Source organism: Salmonella sp. FC25216, from assembly GCF_057751355.1.
The window spans coordinates 452,858-479,563 of the sequence record NZ_JBDGON010000003.1 but is presented as its reverse complement, the minus strand read 5'-3'; the positions used below and the strand labels follow the sequence as shown (position 1 = coordinate 479,563).

Below are 26,706 nucleotides of genomic sequence, written 5' to 3'. Positions count from 1 at the left end.
CTTCAATTATGAGTGGTCGTTAAACGCATCCCGAAACCACTCAATCTCATTTCCGGTGAAGGCTAACACATCGAACCGACAATCCACAGTATCAAAACTCCCATTCTGGCGGGCGAGCCACAAGCGGGCAGTATGTAATAATTTGTGTTGTTTGCTGCGGGTCACACTGGCCGCCGCGCCGCCATAAAGCCCGGAGCGCCTGTAGAGAACCTCAACAAAAACCGTGGTTTTTCCGTCGCGCATGATCAGATCGATTTCGCCGCCGCGCTCGCGCACGTTGGCGGCGACAAACCGCAGTCCTTTGCTTTCCAGCCAGCGACGCGCGGCAGCTTCCCACACGTCACCGGCCTGTTTACGCGTTAGCTGGCGGGAACAATCTCCCCTTGCTGGTATTTGAGCCATGATAACTTCCTGTTAATCACACAATCCGGGCTGGCGGTTAATGCGCCGGTATTGCCATTGATCTCAAATCCCGGCACCTGACGCATCTGCGAAAAGTGGTTCGCCAGCGTCCAGGCGTCCACGCCCATGGCATACATCCGCGCCAGAGAATAATCGTTATGTACGGTACTCAGCGCCTGCTGCATCAACGGCATATTGCCGCCTGCCAGCATGGGAACTTCACTGTACTGCAAGCCATCCATCTCCAGACGGAAGTCGGGGCCGGAGGTGCCTTGCGCGCTGCGGGAGCTGGCATACAGCGTCGCGCCGCTCTGGGTGCCGTTACGCATGGCGATCATTGGTTTGATAAAGCCAATCTCCTCCGGTGTAGCCAGAATATAGACCGCGTCTACGCGTCCACCGCCGGTGATTTGCGCGTCGGTCGGCGGCGCAGGGATGGTCAGACCACCAATGGTGACGCCCGGCTGCGAAGGCACGCTACCGGCGACCGGGCTGCCCGTCAACGCGATACCCGCGCCGCCGTTCACGCCCATTTTCAGCTCGGCTACGGAGCCGAATTTTTGCTGTAACACGATGCCGCCGCCCAGTTTTTGCCACTCCTGGGTGAAGGCATTCGCCACGCGATCGCCAAGCGCGCTGCGTGGGATCAACAGCAGCGGCGACTGCTTGCCCTGGTCATAAATATGATGCGCTGCGTCACGGGCTTCATCTTCCGGAGAGAGCGCGAAATAGCAGATGTTAGGGAAGCTATGTACCGTTTCCGGCTGGTTGAGCGCCAGTACGTTGAGCGGCGTGTTGCTTTTCATCAGCGCTTCCACATTGTTTTTCAACAACGGTCCGACGACAATACTGGCGCCGTCTTGCTGAACCTGGGCAAGCACCTGATCCAACGGCTGGGAAGAGGTATCGTAGATTTTTAATTCAGCGGAAGGATTTGCCGGCGCGCTTGCCGTAGCAGGCTGTGCAGGGGGCGTTTGTGGCGCGCTGACTGGCGTAGCGGACTGGGATGGAGCGTCATCAGTCAGATCGCTCACCGAGGCCTGTGACGGACTGGCGACGCCATCGGTGATTTGTGGTTGCGTCTCCTCCACGCCAGGTTCGACCGGCGCGTCAGGCGCGGCGGCAGGCTGCATCTCCACCGCCTGGGTGCCGAGGTTTTTCGCGGCTTCAAAACCTTGCTGGATGGTACGGCCAAACACGGCGGCCTGACCGCTCAGCGGCAGCAGCAGAGCGATTTTGCTGGTGGAAGCCGGTTTAAAACGTTGTACATTGACGAGCTGTGTCGGCAGCATTTTCGCCCCCGGATTTTGCGGGTAGCGTTTTTGCCAGTCGGCGATCCCGGCTTTCAGCATGTCTGGATCGTTGCGGTTGTCAAACCAGACGCGTTGCAGATCCAGCCAGCCCTGAAGCACATTTTCATCGGCGTTGATAACCAGCGTCCTGGCCTGATCCTGCGTCATGGCGGAGAGCGCCTGCCAGGTGGCGTCGATATTTTTTTGTTTATCTTTCGCTGCCAGTAGCGGTTCCTGAGCGATTAACGCCCGTAATAGGGTAAGTGACGGGCGTCCCTGGCTGGCATCGATCTGCGCCTGCCAGTAACGCGCTTGCTGAGTTGGCGCAAAGTCGGCGGGCTTTAGCTTATCCAGCAAGGCCTGCGCGCCTGCCACATCTTTCTGCGCCAGTTTGATCTCGACGGCCAGCAGCGACTGCTCGCGGCGTTGCGTATCGTTCAGATTCTGCGGGAGTTGGTTGAACAGGTCGACGGCCTGCTGGCTTTTACCTTCTTTCAGCAGGGCATGAATGGCGAGTAATTGCCAGTTGGTCTTGCTATCATCTGCGCTTTGCTGCATCTGATGCAGGTAAAAGGCGGAGTCAGCTTGCGCTGAGCCCTGCATATAGGCTGCGCTTTGATCCGGCGCCTGGGTGCCGCAACCGGCGAAAAGCAGTGCCGCCAGGACGACAGGCAGCGCGCGCGCGGCGTTCAAACGAGAAAATGTTGAGGGTACCATACTGTATCCAGTGATATTTTTTTACGCAATGCTCAATATTAAATCGGCAATACGGACGACACAATGAAACAAAACGAATCGGCGGATAATTCTCAGGGCCAACTCTTTATTGTACCTACTCCTATCGGGAATTTGGCTGATATTACCCAACGTGCGCTGGAAGTTTTACAAGCCGTTGATTTAATTGCTGCTGAAGACACCCGACATACCGGTTTATTACTGCAGCATTTCGCGATTAACGCCCGGCTGTTCGCGTTGCATGACCATAACGAACAACAAAAAGCGGAAACGCTGGTCGCGAAGCTGAAAGAAGGGCAAAACATTGCGCTGGTTTCCGATGCCGGTACGCCGCTAATTAACGATCCGGGTTACCATCTGGTGCGTACTTGTCGCGAAGCGGGCATCCGTGTGGTGCCGCTACCGGGGCCGTGTGCGGCTATTGCCGCCCTGAGCGCCGCTGGCCTGCCATCCGACCGTTTCTGCTATGAAGGCTTTTTACCGGCGAAATCCAAAGGTCGCCGCGATGCGCTGAAGGCGGTTGAAGCGGAGCTGCGAACGCTGATTTTTTATGAGTCCACCCATCGTCTGCTGGATAGCCTGGAAGATATGGTGGCCGTGTGGGGCGAATCCCGCTACGTGGTGCTGGCGCGTGAGCTGACCAAAACCTGGGAGACGATTCACGGCGCGCCGGTCGGCGAGCTGCTGGCGTGGGTGAAAGAGGATGAAAACCGCCGTAAAGGCGAGATGGTGCTGATTGTCGAAGGGCATAAAGCGCAAGAAGACGACCTGCCCGCCGACGCGCTGCGCACGCTGGCGCTGCTACAGGCCGAATTGCCGCTGAAAAAAGCGGCGGCGCTGGCGGCGGAAATTCATGGCGTGAAGAAGAATGCGCTGTATAAATATGCGCTGGCGCAGCAGGATTCATAAATTTATTAACGCGTTTGATACCCGTAGGCCGGATAAGACGCTCAGGCGTCGCCATCCGGCAGAATGGGATTTCAGTTATCAGCCCTGTTTTCGCATCCGTTCTATTGCTTGTTCCTGCCAATATCTTTGCGTGCCGAAGTCGATTCGGCAAAAAGCGTTCACTGCCCAGAACATAGTGGCTTTCGTCTTCAATAATCACCCCGCTGGTGTGGGCAATGCTTTGAAATAATGGCCATACTTATGGTTTGAAAGACTTTTCCTGGGGTGTGCAGAATACTCCATTATTGACAATAAGATACTATGAAGATCATGAGGTGCTCATCATGACCTTCATAAATTGAGAACTAAGTAGTGATAGTGATTAATTTATTTATCTAACCCAGAAAAATATATTAATACTGTAGAGTAGGTAGTAATTTTTCGTGTGAATTACAAACGGTTATCTTACTTCTTACCACTTCTTTCATCGCATTCATACCAACACGCATATAATAACGTGGGTCGTTGCCATCCGGGTTTTCAATAAACCATTTTTTGACCGCAGCGGCAAAAGCAATTTTTAATTCGGTTGCTACATTCACTTTACATACACCTAATTCAATAGTGCGTCGTACATATTCGTCAGGTACATCGCTTGCGCCGTGCAGCACCAGCGGTATATCAACCACTTCACGAATTTCTGCCAGACGTTGGAAATCGATTTTGGGTTTTTTAGTGTAGAGGCCATGCGCCGTACCGATAGCAACAGCAAGGCTATCTACGCCCGTCAGTTCGACAAAGCGTTTGGCTTCCTGCGGATCGGTCAGAAAAGCATTTTCCGCATCAACGCTCATGTCGTCTTCGACTCCGCCCAGGCGCCCTAGCTCTGCCTCTACGCTGCAATCACGTGAGTGGCAAAAGTCCACGACTGATTTCACCAGCTTTACGTTATCTTCAAATGGGAAGTGGCTACCATCGATCATGGCGCTACGCACACCCGCATTCACCTTATGGCGAATATCATCCAGCGATTCGTGGTGATCGAGGTGCAGTGCCAGTGGTATACCGAAACTGGTAGAGTATGCGCTGCATAGCGCATAGATCTCTTCCAGCGCAATATGCTTAAAAGTACCCGGCGTCCCGGCGAGGATCACGGGGGATTTCATTTCGCTGCACACTTCAAGGATCGCCTGGATCGTCTCGGCATTATGAATGTTGAAAGCCGGTACCGCATAACCTTTTGCCTGCGCATCCTGCAGGAGATATTTTGTGGAAATAATGCTCATGATCGGAACCTCTTAATCCTGCCAGGGATGAATAACGACGCCCTGTACCACACGGTTGACTGTGCCGCTGGCGGAAGGGGTATCTGGAGTATTACCAACACTGATTGATTGTGTGAGCGCGAATACCTGGGCGTACATCAGGAAGCAGAAAGCCTGCTCAATATCGTTAAAGAAGCGTGAAGGCGGCAGCAGGATGTGCGGGCCAGCGTCAATAACGGCATCACTTTCAGCAGCAATGGCTACGACGCGCATGGCCTGTCGATCGCGACGCAATTCAGCCAACAGATCGAGATCATATTGGCGTGTATAAGGGTGGCTGGAGATGTACACCACGATCAACGTTTCGCTATCGACCAGTGATTTTGGACCGTGGCGGAAACCGGTCGGCGAGTCATAGAATGCTGCCAGTTTACCCGCTGTCAGCTCCAGCACTTTCAGCGATGACTCACGTGCGGCACCCTGCAGCCCACCGCTACCGAGGTAAACGATTCGTTTCCAGGGCTCACTACCAAACACGCCGTGGTTGAAATCACCGAGTGAGTTCAGAATCGCCTGACAACGATCGGCCACGTCACGGAAGGTCCGACTATTAATCATTTCCGGAACGAAGACGGCCAGGCAACTGGCCATCATGGTGGTGATACTGCTGGTCATCGCAAAGCCGCGATCGTGTGTTTCAGCGGGCATTAACAATGCAAAAGCATTGTCGTTTCCAACAGCGTTTTGATACAGGCTGCCTGCCTCGTTACAGGTGATCGAAAGATGGTAACACTCTGGAACGAAGTGATTTGCCAGTTCAACGGCGGCGACACTCTCCGGACTGTTACCGGAACGGGCGAAGGAGACCAACAGTAATGGGTGCGCCGGGTTCAGATAGTCCATCGGATTGGTGACCAGATCGGTTGTCGGTATGGCACAGATATTTTTTCCGGTCTGGCTGGCAAGCCAGGGAGCGATGATTTCGCCGATAAATGCTGAAGTACCCGCCCCGGTGAGGACTATCCTGAGGTCGTTTTTATGCAGCAATGGTGTAAGAAAGCTGTCGATCGCGGAGCGAATAGTATCGATATGATTCAGTGAGCGAAGCCAACTGGCGGGCTGCTGACGAATCTCTTTTTCTGTCCAGGTTCCGGTTGTCGCGGCTGCTGAGGTATAGGTTTCTGGCATAACGTAAGTCCTTAGTCTTGTGAATTCCACATCAGACGTTAGCAAAGTGTTGCTATCTTTCGTTTCGTTTCACTTATTCACATAATCGTTTGCTGTAATTTATAGGAAAGGAATCGAAAGTTCAATGTGGGCAAATGAAATAAAACGAAATTTATATCCATTAAAATGAAGGCTGTGTTTATCTTGTTGATTTATAATAAATAGATTTAAATATGCAGGGTTGAATTTTTATGAAGCGAAAGGAAAAGAAAGGCCTTGCGGGAGATAACCGAAGGCCATAATAACGTACAATGAAAGGGTTATAAGGGAAATGCTCGACCCTGAATCCAGATCTGTTGTAAATACAGCCTGTTATCTAGCGCAATGATATTGGCGCGTTTGCCTGTTTTTAACGATCCCAAATGATGATCGATTCCTAACAAGCGGGCCGGATGTAGCGAAGCCATATGGATAGCTTCCCCTGTGGCGATCCCCGTCAACTCGACCATATTGCGAACCGCTGCATCAACTGATAGGGTGCTGCCCGCCAGACCGCCGGAAGCGGTCCGCACGATACCGCCGTGCATTTCCACCTCTTCACCGCAGAGTGTATAGCGCCCGTCGGACTGGCCTGCAGCCTGCATGGCATCGGTGATCAGTACCACCCGATCTTTGGCGCAACAGCAGCACAGTTTCATTGCCGCCGGATGGACGTGGTGGCCGTCGGCGATAAGCTCCAGCCAGGCACGGGGGTCCGTTAACCCTGCGCCGACCATTCCCGGTTCCCGGTGATGCAGACCGGTCATGCCGTTATAGCAGTGCACCAGCCCGTTCGCGCCTGCATCAAAAGCGGCGTGGGTTTGCTTCCAGGTGGCTGCGCTGTGTCCTAGCATCACCCGAACCCCCTGCTGCTTCAGATGGGCAATTGCTTCTAATGCTCCGGTTTTTTCCGGCGCCAGCGCGACCACGCGTAAGGTATGCCGGGAGATTGCTATCAGTTCATTTAATTCGACGAGATTCAGTTCCCGGAACAGCTCCGGGGGATGCGCTCCTTTATTCTGCGGCGTGAAGTAGGGGCCTTCCAGGTAGCTCCCCAACACCTGTGCGCCCGGGCCGCCCGAATGGCAGCGTAGCGCTATACGTTTCAGAGCGCTGTGAATCGCCTTTAGCGGCGCTGTAACGGTAGTGGGTAGCCAACTGGCTACCCCTTCACGTGCTTTATGGATTGCCAGTTTATCGAGTGCGTCCGGCGCTTCATCCATCACGTCGACTCCCGCGCCGCCGTGAACATGGGTATCAATATAAGCAGGGCACAGCAACTCGGCATCACGCAATGTTATGCCTGCCGGAATGGGTTCTAGCGCGGTGATAATGCCCTCTTCAATACGCAACTGGTGATCGTCCAGCCAGCCTTGCTCTGTCAGTAGGCGCCTGGCGCGCAAAATTTGCGTCATATTCCTTCCTCAAGCAGTTTTCCTTCGCGGCACCGACCCGGTTCGTCGACCAGTACCAGATTTGCCATAACGTTTTTCCTTTTTGTTATTCGTTATGGAACATCGTGCCATAACAAGCGGCGTGGTACTGTTGCAAGATGTCCTGAATATGACTGATGATGAGTTCTTTCGGCGTAGCGTTGATATCTCCCGCGCGGACTTTTACGTACTGCAACGGTAAATACTGACTGATGAGCGGCAGTGGAATAGGTTCGTCTGCGAGGTTGCGTACCAGCCGCTCGAAGGCGTTATCAATCTGGCTGTCCGGCCAGTAGTAGCGAACGCGGTCAGAATAGCTGTAGCCACGCGCCAGACGTCGAGCGTGACCATCTCCGTGATAGTGGCTCTGCCAGTATTCCGGGCGATCGAGCATCACGCTTTCAAGTACATGACGTAGTCCGGAGCTGGTTTTAGCTGGAAGCAACTCTTCTTCAATGGCCGCCAGCGAGAAGAGCGCTTCGCGTAGGGCGAAGGTCAGGGCCGGACCGACTTTCAGGATGGCGAAGTGATCTTTCACTAGCTGGCGCAGCGACTGCGGTGTCTGGTAATCCGTGGAGTGCGCTTCGAATACCAGCGTGTCATACGCTTCCACCATTTTGCTCAGAGCGATAGCTTTTTGTGGCTGGTAATCGATGATATGCGTGTGGTCAAACTCGACGCCGGGCTGTACAACCAGTCCAATGATGCGTGGCCAGATAGCATCCAGTCCTGCCTTTTCAAACGCATGACGGTGGGCTTCCAGCGTGGCGCGTGCTGCTTCCGGCGTGGTTACTTCCAGCTCTGTTAATGTTTCATGCGCCCCGCCGGGAACCGGAACTTCCGTCCCGATGACATAGACCAGGTCGGATTCACCAAAATGCTGCTGACAGGTTTCTTCTGCTACTTTCGCCAGGCGAGCCGCCCGCTCCGCTACGATTTCATCGGTTAGCGGCACCGGGTCATCGGCGCAGGACATACTGCAATCCAGGTGGATCTTTTTAAATCCGGCTGCTACATAACTTTTAATCAGGTCATCGGCATTAACCATCGCCTGTGTAGCGGGCAGGTTTTGCCAACGATTGGGACCGAGATGGTCTCCGCCCAGGATTAATTCTGATTGAGGAAATCCCAGTGAATCGGCGAGCTGGCAGACAAAATCGCGAAAATCGGCAGGGGTCATGCCTGTGTAGCCGCCAAACTGGTCAACCTGGTTAGAGGTTGCTTCGATCAGCAAGGGGGTGTGGTTAGCGTGGGCGTAGCGTATCGCGGATTCCAGTACCAGTGGATGCGCGGAACAAACGGCGTAAATCCCGTTTGCTTTCTCGCGTTTATGCTGCTCCACCATTTTAGTTAAATGTTTCACTTTCTTCTCCAGTTCAGGTGATTACGTCCATCTTCTTTCGTTGTATTTCATTTTATACTGTATCATGGTCTTTTGAAAAGAAAATGAAAGTTAATGGTTTTCCGATCTGTTTCACAAAAGAAACATAATGAAAGATTTAGGTGGAGGGATCTGGGTATTACCGGAGGGAGGCTTGCTTTCCCCTATAAGAAAAGCGTTAATAGTCAAAACGAAATAAAACGAAAGATTTAATTAAAGGATGTTTTATGGGCCATACCGACTCTTCCGCAGATAAACGCGTAACGGGTACCAGTGAAAGACGTGAGCTGATTATTCAGCGGCTGCGACAGCAGGGAAGCGTACAAGTGAGCGATCTTTCCGTATTGTTTGGCGTATCTACGGTGACAATTCGTAACGACCTGGCTTTCCTTGAAAAGCAGGGTATTGCAGTAAGAGCCTACGGCGGCGCGCTAATCTGTGACAGTAATACCTCAGGTATTGAGCCTTCTGTGGAAGATAAAAGTTCTCTTAATACGGCATTGAAACGCAGTATTGCCAGAGCTGCGGTCGAGCTGATTAAACCGGGTCATCGTGTGATTCTTGACTCGGGTACGACGACTTATGAAATTGCTCGTCTGATGCGCAAGCACACTGATGTGATTGCTATGACCAATGGTATGAACGTTGCTAATGCCTTACTGGAAGCCGAGGGCGTCGAATTACTAATGACTGGTGGACATCTCCGCCGCCAGTCTCTGTCTTTTTATGGCGATCAGGCGGAGCACTCCTTACAGAATTACCATTTCGATATGTTGTTCCTTGGCGTTGATGCTATTGATTTAGAGCGTGGTATTAGTACTCATAATGAAGATGAAGCCAGGCTTAACCGTCGGATGTGTGAGGTGGCGGAGAGGATTATTGTTGTTACTGACTCCAGCAAATTCGATCGTTCCAGCCTGCATAAGATCATTGATACGCAACGGATCGATATGATTATTGTTGATGAGGGCATTCCCGTGGAAAGTCTGGAAGGGCTACGTAAGAGCGGAATTGATGTGATACTGGTGAAAATATAATTGCATGATACGTAAAAATACCGGGCGGCGCTGGCGCTTACCCGGTTTACAGATTATACGGTTATACCCAGGCTGGATAACGGCTACTTTTTTATCCGGCATCGTCTGGATCAGGTCACTGGCGCCGGGTTAAATACCGCCAGTTGGTTATGTAAGCCCCATTGATCCGAAAAAGTCTTTTTCCGACCACTGGCGACATCGAGAATAAAGTGAAACAGCTTCCAGCCCACATCTTCGATTGTCTCTTCACCCGTGGCGATGGTGCCTGCATTGATATCCATTAAGTCATACCAGCGGTTCGCCAGCTCGGTACGCGTCGCCATTTTAATCACCGGCACTGCCATCAGCCCGTACGGCGTGCCGCGTCCGGTGGTAAAGACCTGTACGGTAATGCCGGAAGCGACCTGCTGCGTGCCGCAGACGAAATCGCTGGCGGGCGTCGCGGCGTAAATCAGGCCGTGTTTGGTGGGGCGCTGGCCTGGCGACAATACCTCCACAATGGCGCTCTGACCGGATTTAGCGATAGAGCCCAGCGCTTTTTCCACCACATTCGCCAGGCCACCTTTTTTGTTGCCAGGGGACGGGTTAGCGCTGCGATCGGTTTTCCCCATATCAAGGTAATTATCGTACCAGACCATCTCATCCAGCAGACGTTTACCCACGGCTTCGTTGATGGCGCGCGGCGTCAGAAGATGAATGGCATCGCGCACTTCGGTAACCTCTGAGAACATGACGGTCGCGCCGCAGCGTACCAGCAGATCGGAAGCGTAACCCACCGCCGGGTTTGCCGTGACGCCGGAAAACGCATCGCTGCCGCCGCACTGCATTCCGACGACCAGCTCGGAAGCCGGGCAGGTTTCGCGCTGGCGTTGGTTCAGTCTCGTCAGATGGCGTTCGGCGACCTGCAAAATATCATCGACCATTGCTTTAAAGCCGACATGCTGTTCGTCCTGTAAACGCACAATACTGGCGCTTTCGACGGCGATGGCGGGGACATCCTCGGTGCCTTCCAGCAGTCGTTCCGGTTGCAGTTTTTCGCAACCGAGGCCAATCAGCATCACTTCGCCGCCAAAATTGGGGTTGAGCGCGATATTATGAATCGTGCGAATCGGCACGACCGCCGCCGGCGCGTTGATTGCCACGCCGCAGCCGTACAGATGGTTTAGCCCTACAACGCCATCGACATTCGGGTATTTGGGCAGGAGATCGCGCTCAATCACTTTCACCACATACTCGACCACGCCCGCCACACAGTGCACGCTGGTGGTAATGCCAAGCAGATTTTTGGTGCCGACGCTGCCATCGGCGTTACGATAGCCCTCAAACGTGTAACCTTCCAGCAGCGGCAGTGGTTCTGGCACTTTGGTCGCCAGCGGCAGCGTATTCAGCGACGGCGCTTTTGGCAGTTCAACCAGCGACTCGTCGATCCAGCTTCCGCGTGGGATGTCACGTACCGCATACCCGATGACTTCGCCGTAACGGACGATTTCGTCGTGAGCGGGGATATCCGTCAGAGAGACTTTATGGCCTTGCGGAATATGTTCAGTCAGTTCCAGTCCATCCGAAAAACGTGTTCCGGCTTTAAGACCGTGGTGATTAACAATAATTGCGACATTATCGGTTTCGTGTACTTTTATATAAAACGCCGATGACGATTCCTGGCGAATTTCGATATTGGCCATTGTTCAGCATTCTCCAGCCTGGATGATAGAAAAAGGATTATCTATTTTGGTTATGGTTTAATCGTTAAATCTCAATATAAGAAATAAAGTTCATGCCTAATGAAATAAGAATGACAGGAGTATAAATATAAGAATGTGATCCAGGTCACCGCAAATTATGAAATTTTTTATGTAGGCCAGGGAAAGCGTAAATGTGTGCATTAGCGCCCAGTATCATGGGCGTATGCTCAAAAATAAGCGTTAAGCGCCCCCTTCTTAATGAGCATTTGCACAATGATTATCCGCCATATGCTGTTTATACTGAATAGCGAATTCAGTGTATCTGACGAGTTATTTGAAAATGCCATGATAATAATAAAAAACGATAAAGATATTGGGGCGGTATATTGTGCTACAGGATGTGTTACCACACTAGAAATAGAATCTGGAGACTCATTCTTATTTTCAGATAAGCATTTTTATTGTCGCTGCTATAAGTCATGGCGGCGACATCATAGGTAGAGAATTAAAGAAATAAGCGAAGGTATAAGCGATGAATAACGCTATTTTCCCGAATAAGTTTAAAGCGGCGCTGGCGTCGCAACAGGTGCAGATTGGCTGCTGGTCTGCACTGGCAAACCCAATCACCACCGAAGTTCTCGGTCTGGCGGGATTTGACTGGCTGGTGCTGGATGGCGAACATGCGCCGAACGATGTGACCACCTTAATTCCGCAGTTAATGGCATTGAAAGGCAGCGCCAGCGCGCCTGTGGTACGTGTGCCGACCAATGAACCGGTCATTATCAAACGGATGCTGGATATCGGGTTTTATAACTTCCTGCTCCCCTTTGTTGAAACGCAAGAGGAAGCGGCTCGCGCCGTCGCCTCGACGCGCTACCCGCCGGAAGGCATTCGCGGCGTCTCTGTTTCTCACCGCGCCAACATGTTCGGCACGGTGCCTGATTACTTTGCGCAGTCGAACAAAAACATCACCATTATTGTTCAAATCGAAAGCCAGTTGGGTGTCGACAACGTTGATGCCATCGCCGCAACGGAAGGCGTTGATGGCATTTTTGTCGGCCCCAGCGATCTGGCCGCCGCGCTGGGTCATCTCGGCAATGCCTCTCACCCTGACGTGCAACAGACGATTCAGCATATTTTTGCCCGCGCCAAAGCGCACGGTAAACCGTGCGGCATTCTGGCGCCGGTAGAGGCGGATGCCCGCTGTTATCTGGAATGGGGCGCGACCTTTGTCGCTGTTGGCAGCGATTTAGGCGTATTCCGCGCCGGCACGCAGAAGCTTGCCGACACCTTTAAAAAATAATCCCGGTATGGAAAGAGAGAACGTTATGACGATGAAAGTTGGCTTTATTGGCTTAGGCATCATGGGTAAGCCCATGAGCAAAAACTTGTTGAAAGCAGGGTACTCGCTGGTGGTGTCCGATCGTAATCCTGAAGCGATTGCCGACGTAATCGCCGCAGGCGCGGAAACAGCTTCTACGGCGAAGGCGACCGCTGAACAGTGCGACGTCATCATCACGATGCTGCCTAACTCTCCGCATGTGAAAGAGGTTGCGCTGGGCGAGAACGGTATCATCGAAGGCGCGAAGCCGGGAGCCGTATTGATTGATATGAGTTCTATCGCGCCGCTGGCAAGCCGTGAGATCAGCGAAGCCCTGAAAGCAAAAGGCATTGCAATGCTGGATGCGCCGGTCAGCGGCGGGGAACCCAAAGCCATCGACGGCACGCTGTCCGTCATGGTCGGCGGCGACAAAGCGATTTTCGACAAATACTACGACCTGATGAAAGCGATGGCCGGTTCCGTGGTGCATACCGGCGATATCGGCGCAGGCAACGTCACGAAACTGGCTAACCAGGTGATTGTGGCGCTGAATATCGCCGCCATGTCTGAAGCGCTGACGCTGGCGACTAAAGCTGGTGTCAATCCGGATCTGGTCTATCAGGCGATTCGTGGCGGTTTGGCTGGCAGTACGGTACTGGATGCGAAAACGCCGATGGTCATGGACAGAAACTTTACACCGGGTTTCCGTATCGATCTGCACATTAAAGATCTGGCGAATGCGCTGGATACCTCCCACGGCGTTGGCGCGCAGCTACCGCTGACCGCCGCCGTTATGAAGATGATGCAGGCGTTACGCGCGGATGGACACGGTAATGACGACCATAGCGCTTTGGTGTGCTACTACGAAAAACTGGCAAAAGTGGAAGTCACTCGCTAACGATGCGGTCTTTAGCATACTCACGCGCATTGTGATGCTGGAGGAGGTTTTTCGGGGGGGATTTTAACAATATTTATCGGGCCTCCAGAAATGTTGCTGCTGCTCTGGCGATAGGAATGCGCAGCGCAGGGTGACAAAGTTGCGCGAACCCTCTATACTTCGCGCCGAAGCTGACCAGACAGTCGCCGCTTCGTCGTCGTCCTTTCGGGGAGACGGGCGGAGGGGAGGAAAGTCCGGGCTCCATAGGGCAGGGTGCCAGGTAACGCCTGGGGGGGAAACCCACGACCAGTGCAACAGAGAGCAAACCGCCGATGGCCCACGCAAGTGGGATCAGGTAAGGGTGAAAGGGTGCGGTAAGAGCGCACCGCGCGGCTGGTAACAGTCCGTGGCACGGTAAACTCCACCCGGAGCAAGGCCAAATAGGGGTTCATAAGGTACGGCCCGTACTGAACCCGGGTAGGCTGCTTGAGCCAGTGAGCGATTGCTGGCCTAGATGAATGACTGTCCACGACAGAACCCGGCTTATCGGTCAGTTTCACCTCTTCATAAAACCCGCTTCGGCGGGTTTTTGCTTATCAGGCCTGTGGAGTCAGGCATGTAGGTTTGATAAGACGTTAGTGTCGCCATCCGGCAGGGAAGTAAAACACGGTAACCAGTATTATCACGTTAATATTTCCCGAAAATTGATTAATGTTTTTGTTAAACAATTGTTGTGTAAGAAATAACTTAAATTTATTTTAATTATTGTTTTCCGCTTCCTCCATTTAACGTTAGAATCTTTCTCCCCTATTTAATGAGGCCCGGTAAGATTTTCGGGACGCTTGCACGTAACAAATGAAAGTATGCATTGGATTATAAATCGGTATATTGTTTTCTTACCCGACAATAAAAAATTAGTTTCCCTGAATAATCAGGATGTTGAGGTTGTGCTTACGGCACCCGCCTGCCGTTGTTTGTTACTTTTGCTTGAGTCTCATCCAGACATTGTCACTCAGCGACAATTTTATAAAACCGTTTGGGAGGACGATGGAATCATTGTTCCGGCAAATACACTTTATCAGAATATTTCTATTGTCCGCCGAGGGTTACGTAATGTCGGTCAGACGGAGGCTCCCGTCGTCAATACAATACCGCGAAAAGGATTTCAAATTGATAAAGACGTTGAGATTACATGTGTAGATAGTGAGTTCAGGATAATTGATGCCAGCCAAAGTACATCTGATGTTACCCATCCCGATATCGAAAACGAAACGGATTTGAGTTCGACAGCAAAATGCCCTGTGGTGAAAACGCAGCCTGAAAAGCAAGAAAAATATAATTTTTTAACAAGTTACGATGTCCGAACTATCTGTTTTATTTTGCTGGCATTTTGGGTTGGTGCGGCAGGAGGATACTATTTATGGAATGCCGATAGTACAAAAAGTTTTTATGCAGATTATAAATTAGTAGATAAAGATAAAGGCTATAATTTTTTTATAAAAGATGAAACTCATAACGAGCAAAGCGAATTTAAGCATTTTAAAAGACTACTTCTTAGCTCAGGGGTAAGCTATAAAAAATATCCATGGATCTATTTTCCGCTCTCAACCACATCGCCGGGTTTGTCAATGCTTGCATGCTCTAAAAAATATACTAACACATCCCCTATGCAATGCGTTACTCTTTCTTTTCGCGAGACAAACAATGAATAATAAAAAACGTGTTACTTTCAGTATTGCTTCTCTGCTTACCGGGGTGTTAGTGTACGCATCATATAGTTATTATACGACAAAGATTCTGGACAAAGAAGAATGCCGTTCCTCACTGATCGTTTTCTATAATCAATCACGCTCAGATATTCAACTCAATTTTATTTATTCACTGGAAGATAAAAAGGGGATTGTAGCTGTTAGCGGTAACTATTATGAGAATGATAAATTAAAAGGGAAAATCAGGCGAGATATTGAATATAGTTGGAGAGAAAATCACGATATTTATCAATTGATATCTACAAAGGTTAATAAGTACCGTATCCTGGAAACGTTACCCTCAGATACAATGGCGAAGATTTTGCCAGATTTCTACGTTTTTCCTGATAAAAGTGTCAACTATTCTATTCAAAATCAAGGAGCTGGTGGTTTTATTTTTTCTACCGGGGGGAGGCCACTTTTTTACTGTGCAAAATAAATGCTGGTATACACATTTCCCTCGATAAAATGTGTATACCAGCAACCATTAATATCTTAGTTGAAAATTTCTTGTATCAGCAAAAGGTCGTGAATTTTTTTTCCACCCAGCCTTTTGCACGCCCGACTGCGATAATCATATACTCTCTTTGGCGGTAATTTTAAAATATGCGCAATGGCATTAACGCTTTTCCCTGCAAGAGCATAATTGATTATAATATTTTCAATACGACTGAGCAATGGACCATCATTAATTTTACTTTTGATGGTTTTTAATAAATTAAGCGTTGCCTGTTTTAGATTAGATAACGAATCTTTTGCATTAATGATGTGATCGGCATAGCAACATAATAGATTCATCGATGTTTGTACCACCATTAACTTCGTTAATCGATTTAGTGAGGAAATAATTCTTGCGTAGTTTTTACTGTCGGGGCTAAGGTGAAGAATAATAATATCCTCAAAGCTGAGAAGATCAAAAGGTAAATCATGTATGCCTGCCTTTATCACTTTAGTCCCTGTGCTACGAATCAACGCAGTCATACCTTCTTGTAAATAAAGGTTATTGCTCACAACGTATACAGCCATGTCGATCAATTCCTTTCCCGGAGTTTCTGTTTTAATATAAAATAGGAACCGCCATTTATCGGTTTATCGGGATGGCGCATTATGCCATACGTATACCCAATGAGAGGCTATTTTAGCCGGTGCCTTAATACCCATTCTTTTCCACTATAGCGATAACCTGGCGGAGCTACCGACAAATAGTTTTCGGTATTTATACGTGGCCATCAAGTGAAATGAGCTTAACCTTGAATTTAGATTAATATGCTAAATTTTATTGGTTTTTTGGGTGAACTGTCTAAGTTATTCCGGTTAAGTAGGGTAATACTCGTCTTAACTGGCTGATACCATCCCTTAATAAGACGCCGAACAATATAAATGGCAGGCAAAGGCATTCCAGTGACGTAATGCGTGATGTCAGCGATGTAAAGAGAAGTAACGGCTTAGGCTTCTTCTAAAATCATTTGTGAAATAATTTATCGGAAGGTGTAATCTACCGAAAATTCTTACCTTTTATATATACAACCGCACTATTGTGGAGATTATGCACTCACCGCTAAAGCGGAAAAATGATAAACCATGCTGGTACGGAGTCTTATATCGTCTTAAATAACATATGATATGACAGCAGTTTTGTGAAATGGCATGGCGTTTATCGTTAAGAAATAGAGAGATATTCTGAAAAAGCAAATTTTCATGCCTGTATATGATGTTTGTAGCTACTCTTATATTATTTTGTAATGGGTTTTTTCTTAAACTTATATTTAAGCAAACCATGATTTCTTTTTGTGTTTGGTGTTATTAGTATGTATCAAAATGGTTTGCGCATGAGTTTGACGGCGATGTACAACATGCATTCACCGCTACGCTTTAATAGGTGGTTTATAACCGAGAGAAGTAAGTTTTATTTTCTATGCTCGTTGAAGGAAATATTTTTTAGTAAACCTAACCATATTAATGACCTGTTGATAACGAATGCGCCATTTTAAGTCGGGAGAATTAGAATGGCTTTATTAAAAAGCAATAAGAAGGAAAAAAGATGAAAAACCTAAATCGCATTATATCGCTGACAAGCCTTTTTTGCATGACAGGATTAGTACAGGCGGCTTCCACAGGAACTATTACCTTTAGTGGTGAGCTGACAGCAAATACCTGTGATGTCTCTGTGGATGGGCAGGGGGCGGATGCAACCGTTGTTTTACCTACCGTGAGTACCAGCCAACTGGATGCCGCCACGAAAACAGCGGGTGAAACAGGCTTTGTTATGGCGTTGAATAACTGTGCCAATACCCTGCAAACCGCCTCTGCGTTTTTCGAATCAGGTACATCTGTCGATCTGGTTAATGGTCGGCTGAAGAACATGACGGGAAATGCAACGAACGTCAGCCTCCAGTTATTGGACGCTTCCAGTTCATCTCAGTCCGTAATCCACGTTGGTAATACGAACCAGACGACGGGCAATACATACGTTAATGTCAGCAGCGGCACCGCTAATTTACCCTATACCGTCCGCTATTATGCGGAGGATGAAACTACTGCCGGTACTGTTGGCAGTAACGTAGTTTATTCCATTCAGTATCAATGAAACGTTTAACGTTGCGCTAAGAAGAGGGGGAAAATTTCCCCCTATTATTCAACGCCAGGAGAATCCATGAAATTTTCGGCGCGTGTATTTATTCATAGTGTTGTATTTATAGTACTGACAATTTTTAGTGAAAATGCGTTAGCTAGTGCAGTAATTAGCGGTACGCGTATTATCTATCCATCTGACAATAATGAAATTAGCGTTAAGATCATGAATAACGGTTCGGCGCCGATCTTACTGCAAAGCTGGATTGATAGTGGCGATCAGAATGCACGCCCGTCGGCGATTAAAGTCCCTTTTGTTTTGACGCCACCCATAAATCGAGTTGATGCCGGAAAAGGCCAGACGCTACGGATTAGCTATACCGGTGTCAGTCTTCCTGTAGACAGAGAGTCTGTCTTCTGGCTAAACGTACTGGAAATACCGGGTATAAATCAGGCAAAAGCAGACCAGAATACGCTACAGGTAGCCTTTCGTAGTCGTATTAAGCTGTTCTTTCGTCCGGCAGGATTGCAGGGAAGCGCTAATGACGCAGTGAAATCCATTATCTGGCAGGCGAAAGGCACTCATCTGGAAGCGACGAACCCGACACCCTTTTATGTAAGCTTTGCCAGACTGGTAGTGAACAATAATAAAATTGCAGGTGTGATGGTTCCCCCACGCCGTTCAATCATGGTGAATATTCCTGGAAATGCGGGTAGTAAAATTAGCGGTGCATTTGTCAATGATTATGGTGCTGTGAATGCATTCTCTGCTGATATTAAATGATCCGGATATTACGCTTCCCTGATTAAATTAATGCTTATTTTATTACTGCTTATAAAATCAGCAAAAAGGCTTTTTATGTCTAAATATATTCAGTTAGGCTTTCGGAAAAAATATCCGCCGTTGGCAATAGCGATATTTTCAACATCTATTCTGGGGATTCTACGGGCTGAAGACTCAAACGCAGCGATAAGCCAGACCATGAAAACGGTAGCGTTTGATCCTACTTTCCTGAATACCGATGATGAAAAAACAGTCGATCTAAGTCGTTTTGCTTATGGTTCGTCCGGAATACCTGGCGTTTATAAAACAGCGATGTATGTAAATGATCAGTTCATCAATAAAAAAGATATTGAGCTTCGAGCCAGAAATGACAAATCTATTTACCCCTGTTTGTCTACAGAGGTACTGAAAAGCATTACCTTTAATTATGACAAACTACCGGACAATTTTTTTAACCAGAGTAACGTCGAAGGCTGTATTGATCTTCAACAATATCTGCCAGAAGCGAAAGTTAATTATGATAGTAATGAGCAACGGCTGGATATTGTCATTCCACAGCTCTATATGTTGAAGGTAGCCAGAGGAACGGTGAGTCCGCAATTATGGGATAGCGGTATACCCGCGCTGTTACTGGGATATAACATAAATGGATATCACAGTGAAATGAAAAATCAGCAATTTAATTCATTATATGCCGGTATAAACGCGGGGCTAAATATTGGCTCATGGTATCTGCGTCACAATGGCTCATACAGCAGTACAAATAATGGACCAGACAGCTACGGTACTATCAATACCTATCTTCAGCATGATGTTCCGCTCTTAAAAGCCCGAATGTTGATTGGTCAATCTAATACCAATGGGGATCTGTTCGATACGCTACCTTTTTCTGGCGTGCAGATGGTTACGGATGAACGCATGTTGCCAGAGTCGCTACGTGGCTATGCCCCGGAGATTCAGGGGATTGCGCGTACTAACGCCAGAGTGACCGTTCGTCAGGGAGAGCTGGTTTTGTACGAGACCACGGTGACGCCCGGGGTATTTTTAATTAATGATCTCTACCCAACCGGTTATGGCGGCGATCTTAACGTCACTGTGCGTGAGGCAGACGGTACGGAACAACGGTTTAACGTGCCTTACGCTTCAGTTGCCCAATTACTACGCCCTGGATCTTCACGTTATGCCATCACCGCCGGAAAGTTGCGTAACGATAATGTCCGGGAGAAGCCGATGGTGTATCAGGCGACGTGGCAGCATGGTCTGACGAACGCCTTAACGGGCTATGGAGGAGCGCAATTCAGCCAGAATTATTATGCAGTTCAGCTTGGAGCGGCAGTTGGTACGCCTGTTGGTGCCGTATCGTTTGATATTACCCAGGCCCATGCCCGACTGGGGGAAGAGGAGTGGCGTAATAACACCCGCAGTGGACAAAGCTACCAGGTTAGCTACAGCAAGCTTATTCGGGAAATTAACAGCAACATTTCACTGGCGGCCTATCGCTTTTCAACCGATGGCTATATGGATTTTATGACGGCCATGCAGACACGCGATGCTCTGCAACGCGGTTTTTCTTCAAATGCGATATGGCGTGCCAAAAACCGAATGACATTGACGTACGGGCAGGGCTTACCCGAACGGTGGGGGCAATTGTATCTGAACGGTTCTGTTCAGAACTACTGGAACAAAGCGGGAACGGATGAACAATTTCAGTTAGGTTACAACAATCAATACAAACAACTGACATGGGGGATCAGCGCGGCGAGAAGTTTCTCAAGCCTGGGAGCGCAGCAGACCAATTACCTGGTGAGCTTCAGCCTGCCGTTAGGACGTGATGACCGAGTGGCTACGCCGCGATTGAGAGCCGATTTGACGCATGATACCAGTGGTAGAACAGGCCAGCAGGTCACCCTTTCCGGGGTGAGTGGCGAGGAGAGCCAGTTCAGCTACGGCGTAACCGCAATGCATGTTAATCAGAATGTTGGAACGAGCGGCACGCTCAGCGGCAACTACCGTAGTGTAAGTAGTTCGCTGATGGCGTCAGCCAGCACCGGCAAAAGCTACCGGAGCGCCTCTGCCGGGATGAGCGGTACGGTCGTGGGTCATTCCGGCGGGTTAACATTCACGCCTTATACCTCAGACACATTTGCGCTGGTAGAGGCAAAAGGCGCGGAAGGCGCGAAAGTTTCTTCTTATCCGGGAGTACGAATCGATTCTCACGGTTATGCGGTAGTACCTTATCTTAACCCTTACCAGATGAATGATATCAGTATCGATCCAAAAGGGATCCCGGCACAGACAGAACTGGAGAGCACTAATCAGAAAAGCGCTCCCTATTCAGGTGCGGTAGTAAAAATGAAATACGACACCCGGCAAGGTACTGCTGTACTTATTAACGTCACCTGGAAAGGCGAACCGGTTCCCTTCGGCGCCGAGGTATTGGATAGCCAGGGAAATAGGGTTGGCAGTACGGGACAAGGCGGACAGATATATACCCGTGTTACCCGCGACCACGATCGGCTACAGGTGAAATGGACAGAGACGCAGCCCATTCAGTGCCAGGTAAGTTACCAATTAATGCCAGTTGCGGCAGGGCGAACTGCCCCCTTACTTCAACAATTCAACAGGTTGTGTGAGTAGTTCGGCAGAAACTGGTGTGGTAGGCAGGTCGGAACCACATATTATGCGAATGTCACTATTTAAGCAGAAAATGGCGATGGATATTAAAGAGAAATTAAAAAGGAAATTTCGTATTTCCTTATGGAAGGCTTACAGCAGTCTGCAATGGATTGTCTTTTTCGTATTAATTCTTGGTAGTGGTGTAGTACAGGCGCAAGTGACCTGCGCGCCTTATGATGCGTCCTTACCAAGAAGAGATACCATACCATTAGCGCCTATTAATATTTCGGCGGGTATTGATATTCCGGTCGGCAGCATTATCTATCGGGGAGCCTGGTATGGTGGAGATCCAGGGATGTATCATCTCCTTTGTACCAGTACAAGACCACCGGAAACCGTTAACTATACTTATAATCTGGGCATTCAGTCCGCGCCTATGACATTAGCTAACACCGCGCAATATGATGGTAAAGTCTATAATACGACGATCCCCGGTATCGGCGTTATTATTTCCGATGGTGCTAATGCGGTTAGCCAAAGCGCACCTTATGCGAACGGTGGGATACGCCAGCTTACGATGAACAGTAGGTATATGAGTCATATGATTTATGGTAGCACTCGATACCTCTCTTTAATAAAGATCGGGCCGATTTATCCCGGTAGCTATGCTTTAAATGCATCCAGCCTTCCGACCGCAATGATCTACTATGATAATGCCCCTGGTTATCCAGCAATACCCGGTCTTCCTGTCGTTTCAAATATTCTGGAATTTAGCGGCAGTATAAATATCACAGCACAAACATGTACTACGCCGGATATTATCGTTCCGATGGGAAGCTATGATGCTAATCAGGATTTTGATGGCGTAGGTTCAACAACGGGATGGATAAAAACAAATCTGGAGTTAAAAAACTGCCCTGCTTTTTACGGCTTTTATGATGCATCGAACACGGCGCAGCTATTTAACTGGGATCAGGGAGGGGCAAGTCATATCCCTGCGCCGACCAGTAATACTATTGGCGCTTACTTTTCGCCGAATACCGCCATCGTTGATAGCGCAAATGGCATAATGAGTATCGATACCTCGGCTCCTTCATCGGCTTCCGGCGTGGGTATTCAACTGGGATGGGGAGATGGTGCGCCGGTACCGTTTAATTTAAGTGTGGCGCAAATATTAACACTACCCCGGGACGGGCGAAGTAACGTTAGCGTTCCCTTGTATGCACGTTACATCCAGACGGATGGTATCATTACGCCCGGACGTGCTGATGGAAAAGTGACTTTTACTATTTCTTATTATTGATAAATCATCTCCCAACATAATAGAGACTGGGGAAATAGAAGTCTCCTTTCTCCAGATCATCATTATTCATTTTTTTCCTTAAAGCCGGTTTTTTGCCCACTGTAGGTGAAAAACCGAGCGCTTTAAGCTTCAGGTGTTACACGTTACGCTCGTTTTCTTCTTGCACTTACTCGTTACCGACCAAAAGCAATTTCCTGTTCTGTGATGTGAAGCACAAAAGACTTCTGCTGGTTATTTTTTCAAGATAAATAAAAAGCAATCGATTTCTTTCACAAAATTACACGCTGAAAAACAGTAGAAAATCAGTGTAAATGATTTGTTGTAAATGAAAATTAAATGTATGAAATATTTTGGTTAAATTTTTATTAAATGTTTATTTGAAAACAACTAAGGTAAAAAAATGTGATACGTAACGCTTTTTAAGCGCATTTACTCCTGATTTATACTTAAATTTGATAAATTGTGCTTTAAATTTAACGCTGAAATTGCCTATAAAATGTCCCGTAATTGATTGAAATATCGTCTTCATGGGATGCTGAAAATAGGGGGGGGAATTAGTTGGTTATCGCCATAATATATTGTTATCCCGGCCATATTTTTTGATTGAAATCAGACTAAACTACTGGTTTATTTTTGTAACTTATTGAAATAAGAGGTTTTATTTATTTTATGAAGACCTTATAAAGATTGTGGTAAGTTAATTTGTGAGTAGTCGCACATAACCTTTAAGATTTAATTTGCTACACTTCCTGCCGTTCACAATGTTATTTCAGAGCGGTAGATATGAATACTCTTGTTCTCCCTAAAACACAGCATTTGGTGGTCTTTCAGGAAGTCATTAGAAGTGGTTCTATCGGGTCTGCCGCAAAATCGTTAGGGTTAACCCAGCCCGCCGTCAGTAAAATCATTAGCGACGTTGAGGCCTATTTTGGCGTTGAGTTAATTGTACGTAAAAATACCGGCGTTACGTTGACCGAAGCGGGACAGGTGCTGCTTTCCTGGTCTGAATCTATCACCCGCGAAATGAAAAACATGATCAACGAGATGAACAGTATGACGTGCAATACCGTCGTTGACGTCTCGTTTGGCTTTCCTTCGCTGATTGGCTTTACCTTCATGTCCGATATGATTCATAAGTTCAAAGAGGTATTTCCAAAAGCGCAGGTATCCATGTACGAAGCCCAACTCTCTTCATTCCTGCCGGCCCTGCGCGACGGGCGGCTGGACTTTGCTATCGGTACGCTCAGTAATGAAATGCAGCTACAGGATCTGCATGTCGAGCCGCTGTTTGAGTCAGAGTTTGTCCTGGTAGCCAGCAAGTCCCGAACATGCATCGGCACCATCACACTGGAATCGTTAAAAGACGAACAGTGGGTGTTGCCGCAAACGAATATGGGCTACTACAGCGAATTACTCACCACTCTACAACGAAATGGCATCAGCATCGAAAACATTGTTAAAACAGATTCCGTCGTCACGATATATAATCTTGTTCTCAATGCTGATTTCTTAACTGTTATTCCCTGCGATATGACCACGCCTTTTGGCTCTAATCAATTTATCACCATACCAATAAAAGACACGTTACCCGTCGCACGTTATGCGGCAGTATGGTCTAAAAATTATCGTATAAAAAAAGCCGCTTCAGTATTAGTGGAATTGGCTAAGCAATATTCATCATATAATGGATACAGGCGCAGGCAGTTAATAGAAATTGAATGATATGGAATAAACATATTTAGCGAAATTGACGCCACCTGTCTTTTTTGAACAGTGGGCAACAGTAACTTATTTTTAATACCCAGGTTAAGAGGTTATAATGCACATTACATACGATCTCCCGGTTGCAATTGAAGATATCCTCGAAGCGAAAAAAAGACTAGCGGGGAAGATATATAAAACGGGAATGCCTCGCTCTAACTATTTTAGTGAACGCTGCAAAGGCGAAATATTTCTCAAGTTTGAAAATATGCAGCGTACGGGTTCATTTAAAATTCGTGGCGCTTTTAACAAACTTAGCTCGTTAACGGAGGCTGAAAAACGTAAAGGCGTCGTGGCCTGTTCCGCAGGTAATCATGCACAGGGCGTTTCTCTTTCTTGTGCAATGCTTGGTATTGACGGCAAAGTCGTGATGCCGAAGGGCGCGCCAAAGTCTAAAGTGGCGGCCACCTGTGATTATTCGGCGGAAGTGGTGCTCCACGGCGACAACTTCAATGACACCATTGCTAAGGTGAGTGAAATTGTCGAAACCGAAGGCCGCATTTTTATTCCGCCTTACGACGATCCAAAAGTCATTGCCGGACAGGGCACTATTGGTCTGGAAATTATGGAAGATCTGTACGATGTCGATAATGTCATCGTGCCTATTGGCGGTGGCGGTTTAATTGCAGGTATTGCCATTGCGATTAAATCGATTAACCCCACCATTAAAGTTATCGGCGTGCAGGCCGAAAATGTTCACGGTATGGCGGCGTCTTATTACGCTGGCGAAATAACCACGCACCGAACGACCGGCACCCTGGCGGATGGTTGTGATGTCTCCCGCCCGGGTAATTTAACCTATGAAATCGTACGTGAATTAGTCGATGACATTGTCCTGGTTAGCGAAGATGAAATTCGTAACAGTATGATCGCTTTAATTCAGCGCAATAAGGTTATTACTGAAGGCGCTGGCGCTCTGGCTTGCGCAGCATTATTAAGCGGAAAGTTAGATAGCCATATTCAGAACAGAAAAACGGTCAGTATTATTTCTGGCGGTAATATCGATCTTTCTCGTGTATCACAAATTACGGGTTTAGTTGACGCTTAATCTTTTCGTGAGGATAGGATATGAGTACTACTGATAGCATTGTATCCAGCCAGACAAAACAGTCGTCATGGCGTAAATCGGACACTACGTGGACACTGGGTTTATTTGGTACCGCCATTGGCGCCGGGGTGCTGTTTTTCCCTATCCGCGCCGGGTTTGGCGGGCTTATCCCCATTCTGCTGATGCTGGTTTTAGCTTACCCCATTGCGTTCTATTGTCACCGGGCGCTGGCGCGTCTGTGTTTATCCGGGTCTAATCCGTCCGGCAATATTACGGAAACGGTCGAAGAGCACTTTGGTAAAACGGGCGGGGTAGTTATCACGTTCCTTTACTTCTTTGCGATTTGTCCGCTGCTGTGGATTTATGGCGTCACCATTACTAACACGTTCATGACGTTTTGGAAAAACCAGTTGCAGATGCCAGCGTTGAACCGCGGCTTCGTGGCGCTGTTCTTGCTGCTGCTGATGGCTTTTGTGATCTGGTTTGGTAAAGATCTGATGGTTAAGGTGATGAGTTACCTGGTATGGCCGTTTATCGCCAGCCTGGTGCTAATCTCATTATCGCTGATTCCTTACTGGAACTCGGCGGTTATCGATCAGGTTAATCTCAGCAATATCGCGTTGACCGGGCACGATGGCATACTGGTTACGGTGTGGCTGGGAATTTCTATCATGGTGTTCTCCTTTAACTTCTCGCCCATCGTCTCTTCGTTCGTGGTGTCTAAGCGTGAAGAGTATGAGAAAGAGTTTGGTCGCGACTTTACCGAACGTAAATGTTCACAGATCATCTCTCGCGCCAGTATGCTGATGGTCGCCGTGGTGATGTTCTTCGCCTTTAGCTGCCTGTTTACGCTCTCCCCGCAGAACATGGCGGATGCGAAAGCGCAGAACATTCCAGTGCTTTCCTACCTGGCCAACCATTTCGCCTCTTTGTCGGGGACAAAATCCACTTTTGCAACGGTGCTGGAGTATGGCGCGTCTATCATTGCGCTGGTTGCTATCTTCAAATCTTTCTTCGGTCACTATTTGGGGACGCTGGAAGGGTTGAACGGCCTGGTGCTGAAGTTCGGTTATAAAGGCGATAAAACCAAAGTCTCCATGGGCAAGCTTAACACCATCAGCATGATCTTCATTATGGGGTCTACCTGGGTTGTGGCTTATGCAAATCCGAACATTCTGGATCTGATTGAAGCGATGGGCGCGCCGATTATCGCCTCACTGTTATGTCTGCTGCCGATGTACGCCATTCGTAAAGCGCCGTCGCTGGCGAAGTACCGTGGTCGTCTGGATAACGTGTTCGTCACCCTGATTGGTCTGCTGACCATCCTGAATATCGTCTACAAATTGTTCTAATCCT

21 protein-coding genes, 1 other RNA gene and 1 pseudogene are annotated in these 26,706 nt (G+C 48.4%); 15 read left to right on the top strand and 8 right to left on the bottom strand.

Going from position 1 to position 26,706, the window contains the following annotated elements; all coding sequences use genetic code 11:
• Nucleotides 1-6 precede the first annotated feature (6 nt).
• Nucleotides 7-402: a YraN family protein gene (locus AC3G3F_RS08520; RefSeq protein WP_488394798.1), complete on the bottom strand. Its 396-nt coding sequence runs from the start codon at nt 400-402 to the stop codon at nt 7-9.
• On the bottom strand, nt 360-2,411 hold the full coding sequence (locus AC3G3F_RS08515; RefSeq protein ID WP_063390848.1) for a penicillin-binding protein activator: 2,052 nt from the start codon (nt 2,409-2,411) through the stop codon (nt 360-362). The genes AC3G3F_RS08520 and AC3G3F_RS08515 overlap by 43 nt, the downstream gene beginning before the upstream one ends.
• 63 nt (nt 2,412-2,474) lie before the next feature.
• Here AC3G3F_RS08515 and rsmI point away from each other — a divergent pair, with 63 nt between their 5' ends.
• Complete coding sequence (gene rsmI / locus AC3G3F_RS08510) at nt 2,475-3,338, top strand: 16S rRNA (cytidine(1402)-2'-O)-methyltransferase (RefSeq protein WP_023246628.1); 864 nt, start codon at nt 2,475-2,477, stop codon at nt 3,336-3,338.
• 392 nt (nt 3,339-3,730) lie between these two features.
• Here the strand turns inward: rsmI and kbaY are convergent, their stop codons facing one another.
• The 4 genes from kbaY to kbaZ form a co-directional block, all read right to left on the bottom strand.
• Complete coding sequence (gene kbaY, locus AC3G3F_RS08505) at nt 3,731-4,603, bottom strand: tagatose-bisphosphate aldolase subunit KbaY (RefSeq protein ID WP_023246627.1); 873 nt, start codon at nt 4,601-4,603, stop codon at nt 3,731-3,733.
• 12 nt (nt 4,604-4,615) lie between these two features.
• A complete protein-coding gene (locus AC3G3F_RS08500) occupies nt 4,616-5,770 on the bottom strand; it encodes an SIS domain-containing protein (protein ID WP_023246626.1) in 1,155 nt (384 codons plus the stop codon).
• A gap of 299 nt (nt 5,771-6,069) precedes the next feature.
• The gene (nagA, locus tag AC3G3F_RS08495; RefSeq protein WP_053508264.1) at nt 6,070-7,203 is read right to left on the bottom strand and encodes an N-acetylglucosamine-6-phosphate deacetylase; all 1,134 of its coding nucleotides are present in this window, start codon (nt 7,201-7,203) and stop codon (nt 6,070-6,072) included.
• 85 nt (nt 7,204-7,288) lie between these two features.
• Complete coding sequence (kbaZ, locus tag AC3G3F_RS08490; RefSeq protein ID WP_430717584.1) at nt 7,289-8,566, bottom strand: tagatose-bisphosphate aldolase subunit KbaZ; 1,278 nt, start codon at nt 8,564-8,566, stop codon at nt 7,289-7,291.
• A gap of 263 nt (nt 8,567-8,829) precedes the next feature.
• Between kbaZ and AC3G3F_RS08485 the strand changes: the two genes are divergently transcribed.
• The gene (locus AC3G3F_RS08485) at nt 8,830-9,639 is read left to right on the top strand and encodes a DeoR family transcriptional regulator (RefSeq protein ID WP_023246623.1); all 810 of its coding nucleotides are present in this window, start codon (nt 8,830-8,832) and stop codon (nt 9,637-9,639) included.
• A 110-nt stretch (nt 9,640-9,749) separates the two neighbouring features.
• On the opposite strand, the gene garD is transcribed toward AC3G3F_RS08485, so the two are convergent.
• Nucleotides 9,750-11,321 (bottom strand): galactarate dehydratase, encoded by a 1,572-nt coding sequence (gene garD / locus AC3G3F_RS08480; RefSeq protein ID WP_488394795.1) that lies wholly within the window; start codon nt 11,319-11,321, stop codon nt 9,750-9,752.
• Nucleotides 11,322-11,853: 532 nt separating this feature from the next.
• On the opposite strand from garD, the gene garL reads away from it, so the two are divergent.
• From garL to AC3G3F_RS08450, 6 genes and pseudogenes are all read left to right on the top strand, one after another.
• A complete protein-coding gene (garL, locus tag AC3G3F_RS08475) occupies nt 11,854-12,624 on the top strand; it encodes a 2-dehydro-3-deoxyglucarate aldolase (RefSeq protein WP_088733692.1) in 771 nt (256 codons plus the stop codon).
• 7 nt (nt 12,625-12,631) lie between these two features.
• Complete coding sequence (gene garR / locus AC3G3F_RS08470) at nt 12,632-13,540, top strand: 2-hydroxy-3-oxopropionate reductase (RefSeq protein ID WP_227005396.1); 909 nt, start codon at nt 12,632-12,634, stop codon at nt 13,538-13,540.
• A 1-nt stretch (nt 13,541) separates the two neighbouring features.
• Nucleotides 13,542-13,674, top strand: a pseudogene (locus AC3G3F_RS08465) (glycerate 2-kinase); the annotation flags it as partial.
• A gap of 32 nt (nt 13,675-13,706) precedes the next feature.
• An RNA gene (rnpB, locus tag AC3G3F_RS08460) (RNase P RNA component class A) lies at nt 13,707-14,081 on the top strand.
• Nucleotides 14,082-14,466: 385 nt separating this feature from the next.
• On the top strand, nt 14,467-15,231 hold the full coding sequence (locus AC3G3F_RS08455; RefSeq protein ID WP_170245740.1) for a winged helix-turn-helix domain-containing protein: 765 nt from the start codon (nt 14,467-14,469) through the stop codon (nt 15,229-15,231).
• Complete coding sequence (locus AC3G3F_RS08450; protein ID WP_023246618.1) at nt 15,224-15,706, top strand: hypothetical protein; 483 nt, start codon at nt 15,224-15,226, stop codon at nt 15,704-15,706. Before AC3G3F_RS08455 ends, AC3G3F_RS08450 begins: the two co-directional genes overlap by 8 nt.
• Nucleotides 15,707-15,762: 56 nt before the next feature.
• On the opposite strand, the gene AC3G3F_RS08445 is transcribed toward AC3G3F_RS08450, so the two are convergent.
• Nucleotides 15,763-16,293, bottom strand: a complete 531-nt coding sequence (locus AC3G3F_RS08445) for a helix-turn-helix transcriptional regulator (protein WP_088733694.1) — start codon at nt 16,291-16,293, stop codon at nt 15,763-15,765.
• 1,015 nt (nt 16,294-17,308) lie between these two features.
• Here AC3G3F_RS08445 and AC3G3F_RS08440 point away from each other — a divergent pair.
• From AC3G3F_RS08440 to tdcC, 7 genes are all read left to right on the top strand, one after another.
• The gene (locus AC3G3F_RS08440) at nt 17,309-17,854 is read left to right on the top strand and encodes a fimbrial protein (RefSeq protein ID WP_023246616.1); all 546 of its coding nucleotides are present in this window, start codon (nt 17,309-17,311) and stop codon (nt 17,852-17,854) included.
• Nucleotides 17,855-17,920: 66 nt separating this feature from the next.
• Nucleotides 17,921-18,622, top strand: coding sequence for a fimbrial biogenesis chaperone (locus AC3G3F_RS08435; protein ID WP_023246615.1), 702 nt, complete (start codon nt 17,921-17,923; stop codon nt 18,620-18,622).
• 75 nt (nt 18,623-18,697) lie between these two features.
• Complete coding sequence (locus AC3G3F_RS08430) at nt 18,698-21,259, top strand: fimbria/pilus outer membrane usher protein (protein WP_232471732.1); 2,562 nt, start codon at nt 18,698-18,700, stop codon at nt 21,257-21,259.
• A 76-nt stretch (nt 21,260-21,335) separates the two neighbouring features.
• Complete coding sequence (locus AC3G3F_RS08425) at nt 21,336-22,541, top strand: fimbrial protein (RefSeq protein WP_023246613.1); 1,206 nt, start codon at nt 21,336-21,338, stop codon at nt 22,539-22,541.
• A 783-nt stretch (nt 22,542-23,324) separates the two neighbouring features.
• Entirely contained in the window at nt 23,325-24,263 is a 939-nt protein-coding gene (gene tdcA, locus AC3G3F_RS08420) for a transcriptional regulator TdcA (RefSeq protein WP_023246612.1), read from the top strand.
• A gap of 97 nt (nt 24,264-24,360) precedes the next feature.
• Nucleotides 24,361-25,350 (top strand): bifunctional threonine ammonia-lyase/L-serine ammonia-lyase TdcB, encoded by a 990-nt coding sequence (gene tdcB, locus AC3G3F_RS08415; protein ID WP_000548368.1) that lies wholly within the window; start codon nt 24,361-24,363, stop codon nt 25,348-25,350.
• A gap of 20 nt (nt 25,351-25,370) precedes the next feature.
• On the top strand, nt 25,371-26,702 hold the full coding sequence (tdcC, locus tag AC3G3F_RS08410; RefSeq protein ID WP_488394790.1) for a threonine/serine transporter TdcC: 1,332 nt from the start codon (nt 25,371-25,373) through the stop codon (nt 26,700-26,702).
• Nucleotides 26,703-26,706: the final 4 nt, after the last annotated feature.